Below are 6,979 nucleotides of genomic sequence, written 5' to 3' on the forward strand. Positions count from 1 at the left end.
CCGCTGTCCAGCGCCTGCGCCCGGTCGATGCCGAGCTGCATCGCCAGCTGCGGCCGGCCGTGCGTCGGCAGCGCCGTGCACAGCGCGCCGTTGACGATCACCGCATCGACACTGGCCAGCCGCGCCGCCGGTTCGCGCAGCGGCCCGGCCGGCAGCCGCGCGCCATTGCCGAGGCCGCGCGCGCCGTCGATCACGCAGAACTCGAGATCGCGGGCCAGCCGGTAGTGCTGCAGGCCGTCGTCGGCGATCAGCAGGTCGACACGATCCTGCTCGATCAGCAGCCGCGCAGCGGCGACGCGATCCGGCGCCACCGCCACCGGCACGCCGCTGCGTCTTGCGATCAGCGCCGGCTCGTCGCCGCATTCGGCCGGATCGGTGCTGGCCGTGACCCGCAGCGGATAGGCCGCAGCACGGCCGCCGTAGCCGCGGCTGATCACGCCGGGCCGAAAGCCGAGTGCCCTCGCCTGTTCGATCAGCCAGAGCGTCACCGGCGTCTTGCCGGTGCCGCCGACACTGATGTTGCCGACCACCACCACCGGCACCGGCAGGCGCACTGCCTGCGCCCGTTTCGACGCCGCGATGCGATCCGCGACCCGACCGTACAGCGCGGCCAGCGGCTGCAGCAGCCGCGGTGCCGGTTCGCTTGAGTACCAGCGGCGTTCGAGCCAGCGCTTCAATGCGCGGCCCGATCCGGGCGGGGACTTTCAGCACCTGTCATTCCGGCGAAGGCCGGAATCCAGTGCCGTCCGACGCGCCCTGTTTGAAGGAGGCGTACTGGATCCCGGCCTTCGCCGGGATGACGGGCTTGAGGTGCGCGGGGGACCATGCCCATCAGGCCGTGACCGGCTCGTCGCGGAACTGCATGCGGTGCAGCGCGGCGTAGGCGCCATCGCCGGCGAGCAGCGCGTCGTGCGTGCCCTGTTCGACGATCCGGCCCTGATCCATCACCACGATCAGGTCGGCGCTCTGGATGGTCGACAGGCGATGGGCGATCACCAGCGTGGTGCGGCCCTTCATCAGCTCGGTCAGCGCCTGCTGGATCGCCCGTTCGGATTCGGTGTCGAGCGCGCTGGTGGCCTCGTCGAGGATCAGGATCGGCGCGTCCTTGTACAACGCGCGGGCGATGGTCAGGCGCTGCTTCTGGCCGCCGGACAGGTTGGCGCCGTCCTGGCCGAGCATCGTGTCCAGCCCCTGCGGCAGCCGCTCGATGAACTCCCAGGCGTGGGCGCGGCGCGCGGCTTCCTCGATCTTTTCGCGGGTGGCGCCGGTGGAACCGTAGGCGATGTTGTCGGCGATGCTGGCGTTGAACAGCACGATGTTCTGATCGACCAGCGCCACCTGCCGGCGCAGGTCCGACAGCCGGTAGTCGCGGGCATCGAAGCCATCGAGCAGCAGCCGCCCGGACGTCGGATCGTAGAAGCGCGGGATCAGCGACAGCAGCGTCGACTTGCCGCTGCCGGAACGGCCGACGAAGGCCACCGTCGCACCCGGCGCGACCTCCAGGCTGACGCCATCCAGCGCGGCGCGGCCATCGGCTTCGTAGGCGAAGCGCACGTCATCGAAGCGCAGGCTGCCTTGGCTGCGCGCCAGCGGCCGGCTGCCGGCATCGGCTTCGACCGGCGTGTCGAGAAAGCGGAACAGATCGGCGCCGGCCACCAGGCCGCGCTGCAGGCGTTCGCTGATCGCGGTCATCGCCGCCATCGGCGCCCGCAGGCTCAGCATCGCGGCGATGAACGAGGCGAAGGTGCCGGCGCTGACGGTCTCGATCATGCCGGGCGCGGTGGCGACGAACACCAGCATCGCCACGCCGACGGCGGCGATCATTTCCAGCGCGCTGTTCGACGCCGCACCGCTCGCCGTCATCTTCAGGCTCTGCCGGCGCAGGTAGTCGTCCATGCGCCGGAACGCGTCCAGCACATAGCCTTCGCCGCCGTACAGCTTGAGGATGCGGCGGCCGGTGATCGCTTCATCGGCGGAATGGGTGATGCCGGCCACCGAGCCCTGCACGCGCTGCGACAGCTTCCGGAACCGGCGGTTGACCCAGGTGATCGACAGGCTCACCAGCGGCGCGATGGCCAGCGTGAACAGCGCCAGCTTCCAGCTGGTCCAGAACATCAGGCCGAGCAGGCCGATCGCCGACAGGCCGTCCTTGACGATCGCGGTCAGCACACCGGTGGCGCTGTCGGCCACCTGGTTGGCGTGGTAGGTCAGCTTGGTCTGCAGATCGGCATTGCGGGACTTGTCGTGATGCGCCACCGGCACGTGCAGCAGATGCTCGAACACCTCGCAGCGCAGCCGCGACACCACCCGCTGGCCGACCGCCGCGATGCCGTAGGCGGCCGCGAAGCCGGCGATGCCGCGCAGCAGGAAGATGCCGAGAATCGCGAACGGCATCACCGCAATGACCTGGGTATCGCGCTCGACGAAGATCGAATCGATCAGCGGCTGGATCAGCCGCACGAAGGCCAGATCGGTACCGGCAAAGGTGACCATGCCGAGCATCGCCAGCAGGAACAGCCGCCAGTGCGGCGCACCGTAGGCAAGCAGGCGACGCCAGACGGCGGCGGGGCGATACGGATCGGGGGCACTCATGCCGAAATGGTAGCAGCCGGGTCGCGTCGTCTAAGATCGGGCACCCGCGAAAACCGCCTGTTCCACTTCAGGAAATCCCCGCCCCGCCATGTCCAGCGCGCCCGCCAAAACACTGTTCGAGAAGATCATCGCCCGCGAGATTCCCGCGACGATCGTCTTCGAGGACGAGCTCTGCATCGCCATCCGCGACATCAACCCGGTCGCTCCGACCCACATCCTGCTGATCCCCAAGAAGCCGATGCCGCGCCTCTGCGACGCGGTGCCGGAAGACCAGGCCCTGCTCGGCCACCTGATGCTGAAGGCCACCGCGATCGCCGAGGCCGAAGGCTATGGCGACGCCTACCGGCTGGTGGTCAACAACGGCGCCGCCGCCGGCCAGAGCGTGTTCCACCTGCACCTGCACATCGTCGCCGGCCGCCCCCTGAAGTGGCCACCGGGGTGAGAAGCAACACGCTTGCGGAGCATTGCTCCGCGTTGCTTCGAACGCCACCGAGGAACGAGGTGGCCGGGGCGCAGCCAGAAGCCAGAAGCTTGCGGCGCATTGCGCCGCCCGGCTTCGAACGCCACCGAGGAACGAGGTGGCCGGGCCGAGCCCCAGAACGTTGCTTCGAACGCCCGCGAGGAACGAGCGGGCCGGGGCGCAGCCAGAAGCCGGACGCTTGCGGAGCACTGGGCCGCCTGGGTGAGAGGCCAGACGCTTGCGGCGCACCGCGCCGCCCGGCCTCGAACGCCGCCGAGGAACGAGGCGGCTGGAACGGCCATCACCGCATCGCCCGGCCGCCCTCGCCCCTGATCCCCATCCCCCACCCACCGCCGCAGGCCCGATGAGCATCCGCGCCACCTACCGCTACTTCCAGACCATGCCGACGCGCTGGAAGGACAACGACCGCTACGGCCACGTCAACAACGTCGAGTACTACTCGTACTTCGACACCGTGCTGAACTGCTACCTGATCGACGAAGGCGGGCTCGACATCCACCACGGCACGGTGATCGGCTACATCGCCGAATCCAACTGCAAGTTCCTGCGCTCGGCCGCGTATCCGGATGTGCTGGAAGTCGGCCTGCGGGTCGGCAAGCTCGGCAACTCCTCGGTGCGCTACGAACTGGCGCTGTTCAAGCGCGGCGAGGACGCGCCGCTGGCCGAGGCCTGGATCGTCCACGTGTTCGTCGACCGGGCCAGCAACCGCCCGCATCCGATTCCGGACGGCATCCGCGCCGCCCTCGCCCGCATCCAGAGCCCGACCACCCCGCCATGACGCTCAAGACCCGCGCTGCCGTCCTTCGCGAAATGGGCCTGCCGGCCCCGTACGCGCAATCGAAGCCGCTGTCGATCGAAACCATCGACCTCGCCCCACCCGGCCCCGGCGAACTGCTGGTGAAGATGACCGCCGCCGGCCTCTGCCATTCGGACCTGAGCGTGATCGACGGCACCCGGCCGCGCGTGATGCCGATGGCGCTCGGCCACGAAGCCGCCGCCACGGTGATCGAATGCGGCGCCGACGTCACGGCCTTCAAGCCGGGCGACGACGTGGTGTTCTCGTTCGTCCCCGCCTGCGGCCACTGCCAGCCCTGCGCCACCGGCCGCGCCGCGCTGTGCGAACCGGGCGCCAAGGCGAACGTCGCCGGCACCCTGCTGGCCGGCAGCCGGCGGCTGCAGTTCCCGGATGGCGGCGACGCGATCAACCACCACCTCGGCGTGTCCGGCTTCGCCGAGTACGCGGTGGTGTCGGCGGCCTCGGCGGTCAAGGTCCGGCCGGGCCTGGCGCCGGAGATCGCCGCCGTGTTCGGCTGCGCGGTGCTGACCGGCGTCGGCGCCGTGGTCAACACCGCCAGGGTGCCTCCGGGTGCCTCGGTCGCCGTATTCGGCTTGGGCGGTGTTGGCCTGGCCGCACTGCTCGGCGCGCGCGCCGCCGGCGCTGCAACGATCGTCGCGATCGATCTGCAGCCGGCCAAGCTGGAGCTGGCGAAATCGCTCGGCGCCACGCACATCATCCATGCTGGGACTTCCGCCGATGTCGTCGCCGAGATCCGCGAAGCGACCCGCGGCGGCGCCGAATACTGCTTCGAGAGCGTCGGCAACGAGCGCGTGCTGCAGCAGGCTTACGCAGCGACTGCGCGCGGCGGCATGACGGTGACCATGGGTCTGCCGCATCCATCAAAGCAGTTCTCGATCTCGGCGGTCAGCCTGACCGTCGAGGAACGCACGGTGAAAGGCAGCTACATGGGCTCCTGCGTGCCCAGCCGCGACCTGCCGCGCTTCGTCGCGATGCACGACGCCGGCCTGCTGCCGGTCGAGCGGCTGCTGACCCACCGGCTGAAGCTGGACGACATCAACGAAGGCTTCGACGTGCTGTCGCGCGGCGAAGCGGTACGGCAGGTGGTGCTGTTCTGAACCGCTGACCCAGTCGCCGAAGCGTCGGTACGGCTGGGTCGATCCGCGTGTCTCGCCGACTGCAACACCGTGAACCCGGTCCCAAGACTGCCGCCCGGGTCACCACCGTCACAAGATGGCCGGATGCCATGATCCCAGCAGGCAGGGCGCAGGTGCGTCGCGCGGATAGGGCACAGCGTTGCAGTACCGTTTGCCGTGCTGCCAAGACCATCGATTACTAAGATGACAAGATCAATCAAGGGGTTCCTGGTGACGATACGAGCACGGCATCGCCCAAGATTCGGATTAGGGGACCTGGAGAGCAGTACCCTAATCCGGGATTGGTCCCCTATTTGGCGTTGGGCTTATATGAAAAAATCTCTCGTTATATTCGCTATGTTCTCATGCGCACCAGCTCTCGCATCGGCGGATGCTGGCTCAGTCAGCACGTCCATTAGCCCGGAGGTAGCTCAAATCCGCAGGGCCTACTATCAACAAATATCCATGCTGCTGGTGAGTAAGCTCAGATATAAGCCGGAGTTTTCTGGCCAAAAATGTTCGATTGAAATTGAGCAATCCAATACCGGTGAGGTTATCAATATTGCGTTTCTGTCTTGCAGGTCTGAGGCATTCCAAGATCATGTAAGGCAAATAGTGCAACAGTCGTCGCCACTGCCTTTGCCTAGTAACCCCGAAGCTTTCGTTACAAAGGTGCCAGCCACTTTTTACTATGAGCCTGAGTAAGCCCAACAAGGCACTCCAGCCGCCCCGGCGGTTCCTCCGGATTAGTAGACACCCTGATCCAACCGATCAGGAGCGTTCCGAATGCCCAAGCCAGGTCCCAGAAGCACGTATCGATACAGTGATGAATTCAAAGCGACAGCAGTCAAGCTGAGCCAACTGCCGGGCGTGCTTGTCAACGATGTCGCCATCTCTCTTGCCATTCATCCCAATATGCTTACGCTGTGGCGCAAGCGAGCGAGAGAGGGACTGATCGTGACCAAGGGTGTAGAGGTAGAGAAGGATATCGTCGCGGAGTTGAAGGAACTGCGGCGAGTGAAGAAGCAGTTCGAGCAACTCAAGGTCGAGCACGACATCCTAAAAAAAGCCATCGCGTTCACTTCCGCTCGAAAGGGGACGTCTTTGCCTTCATCGAGCACTGTCAGGAAGCCTGTCCGGTGAGGACGCTGTGCCGGCTCTACGGTGTCAGCCCGGCGGGCTACTACGCCTGGAAGTCGCGTCCTGTCAGCGAACGCACCGTTGACGATGCCAGGTGGGTCGAGAAGATCCGCGCGGCCCACCAGGCCAGCCACCAGACCTACGGCAGTCCTCGCGTCCATGCGGCCCTGATGCAGGCCGGCGAAACGGTCGGCCGGCGTCGCGTCGAACGTCTGATGCGCGAACACGGGGTTCGGGCATGCTCGGCCGGTCTCTACCGCCGGATTCCCGGCATTGGCCGCTTCTTCGACAGGGTTGAGAGCAAGGCTCACAAAGTCGAAGTCCAGCGGCCGGATCAAGTCTGGGTCGGTGACATCACCTACCTGAAGGTCGGGGATCAGTATCTGGCGACGGTGATGGATCGACACTCGCGCCGACTGCTGGGCTGGTCGATCGGCACCGAGAAATCCTGTGCCGTCACCGCCCGCGCGCTGAGCAACGCGCTGCGGATTCGCAAGCCAGTCGGCGCGATGTTTCACAGCGATCGGGGCGTCGAGTTTCTGGGTGATCGCTTCAAGGACAGACTGCTGAGCGCTGGGATCAAGCAATCGGTCAACCGCCCCCGACGCATGACGGACAACGCGCATATCGAGGCCTGGAACAAGTCGATGAAGTCAGACCTGTATCACCGTCGACGATTCGATAGCGATCACGATCTACGCAGCGCCGTGCGTGACTACGTCGATTTCTACAACCATCGCCGACTACACTCGGCTCTCAACTACCAGTCGCCCGTCGACTTCGAGCGCCAATGCGCCTAACCAACGGGTGTCTACTTTTTCGAAGGAACTCCCC

General features: G+C 66.4%; 7 protein-coding genes and 1 pseudogene. 6 read left to right on the forward strand and 2 right to left on the reverse strand.

Features of this window, described 5'->3' with window-relative positions:
• Positions 1-677: tetraacyldisaccharide 4'-kinase (gene lpxK, locus ACT6S0_RS25315; protein WP_444766512.1), on the reverse strand; the 677-nt coding region annotated here is incomplete at its 3' end.
• A 154-nt stretch (positions 678-831) separates the two neighbouring features.
• Positions 832-2,592, reverse strand: coding sequence for a lipid A export permease/ATP-binding protein MsbA (gene msbA, locus ACT6S0_RS25320; protein WP_444729692.1), 1,761 nt, complete (start codon positions 2,590-2,592; stop codon positions 832-834).
• A gap of 88 nt (positions 2,593-2,680) precedes the next feature.
• Here msbA and ACT6S0_RS25325 point away from each other — a divergent pair, with 88 nt between their 5' ends.
• From ACT6S0_RS25325 to ACT6S0_RS25350, 6 genes and pseudogenes are all read left to right on the forward strand, one after another.
• Positions 2,681-3,034 carry a histidine triad nucleotide-binding protein gene (locus tag ACT6S0_RS25325; RefSeq protein WP_439640750.1) on the forward strand — a complete coding sequence of 118 codons (354 nt, stop codon included), beginning with the start codon at positions 2,681-2,683 and terminating at the stop codon, positions 3,032-3,034.
• Between the two features lie 382 nt (positions 3,035-3,416).
• Positions 3,417-3,851 carry an acyl-CoA thioesterase gene (locus ACT6S0_RS25330; RefSeq protein ID WP_439640751.1) on the forward strand — a complete coding sequence of 145 codons (435 nt, stop codon included), beginning with the start codon at positions 3,417-3,419 and terminating at the stop codon, positions 3,849-3,851.
• Entirely contained in the window at positions 3,848-4,987 is a 1,140-nt protein-coding gene (locus tag ACT6S0_RS25335; protein WP_444729693.1) for a zinc-dependent alcohol dehydrogenase family protein, read from the forward strand. Before ACT6S0_RS25330 ends, ACT6S0_RS25335 begins: the two co-directional genes overlap by 4 nt.
• 375 nt (positions 4,988-5,362) lie before the next feature.
• Entirely contained in the window at positions 5,363-5,710 is a 348-nt protein-coding gene (locus tag ACT6S0_RS25340; RefSeq protein ID WP_444729706.1) for a TonB C-terminal domain-containing protein, read from the forward strand.
• A gap of 81 nt (positions 5,711-5,791) precedes the next feature.
• Positions 5,792-6,013, forward strand: a pseudogene (locus ACT6S0_RS25345) (transposase); the annotation flags it as partial.
• Positions 5,932-6,945, forward strand: a complete 1,014-nt coding sequence (locus ACT6S0_RS25350) for an IS3 family transposase (RefSeq protein WP_444729694.1) — start codon at positions 5,932-5,934, stop codon at positions 6,943-6,945. The pseudogene ACT6S0_RS25345 and the gene ACT6S0_RS25350, both read left to right, overlap by 82 nt.
• The last annotated feature ends 34 nt before the right edge of the window (positions 6,946-6,979 follow it).

The organism is Roseateles sp., assembly GCF_052436255.1.
GTDB lineage: Bacteria > Pseudomonadota > Gammaproteobacteria > Burkholderiales > Burkholderiaceae_C > Pelomonas.

Coding starts and splice junctions, on each gene's coding strand:
- ACT6S0_RS25335 (WP_444729693.1), top strand. CDS start 3,848: ATGACGCTCAAGACCCGCGCTGCCGTCCTTCGCGAAATGGGCCTGCCG.
- ACT6S0_RS25330 (WP_439640751.1), top strand. CDS start 3,417: ATGAGCATCCGCGCCACCTACCGCTACTTCCAGACCATGCCGACGCGC.
- ACT6S0_RS25340 (WP_444729706.1), top strand. CDS start 5,363: ATGTTCTCATGCGCACCAGCTCTCGCATCGGCGGATGCTGGCTCAGTC.
- ACT6S0_RS25325 (WP_439640750.1), top strand. CDS start 2,681: ATGTCCAGCGCGCCCGCCAAAACACTGTTCGAGAAGATCATCGCCCGC.
- msbA (WP_444729692.1), bottom strand. CDS start 2,592: ATGAGTGCCCCCGATCCGTATCGCCCCGCCGCCGTCTGGCGTCGCCTG.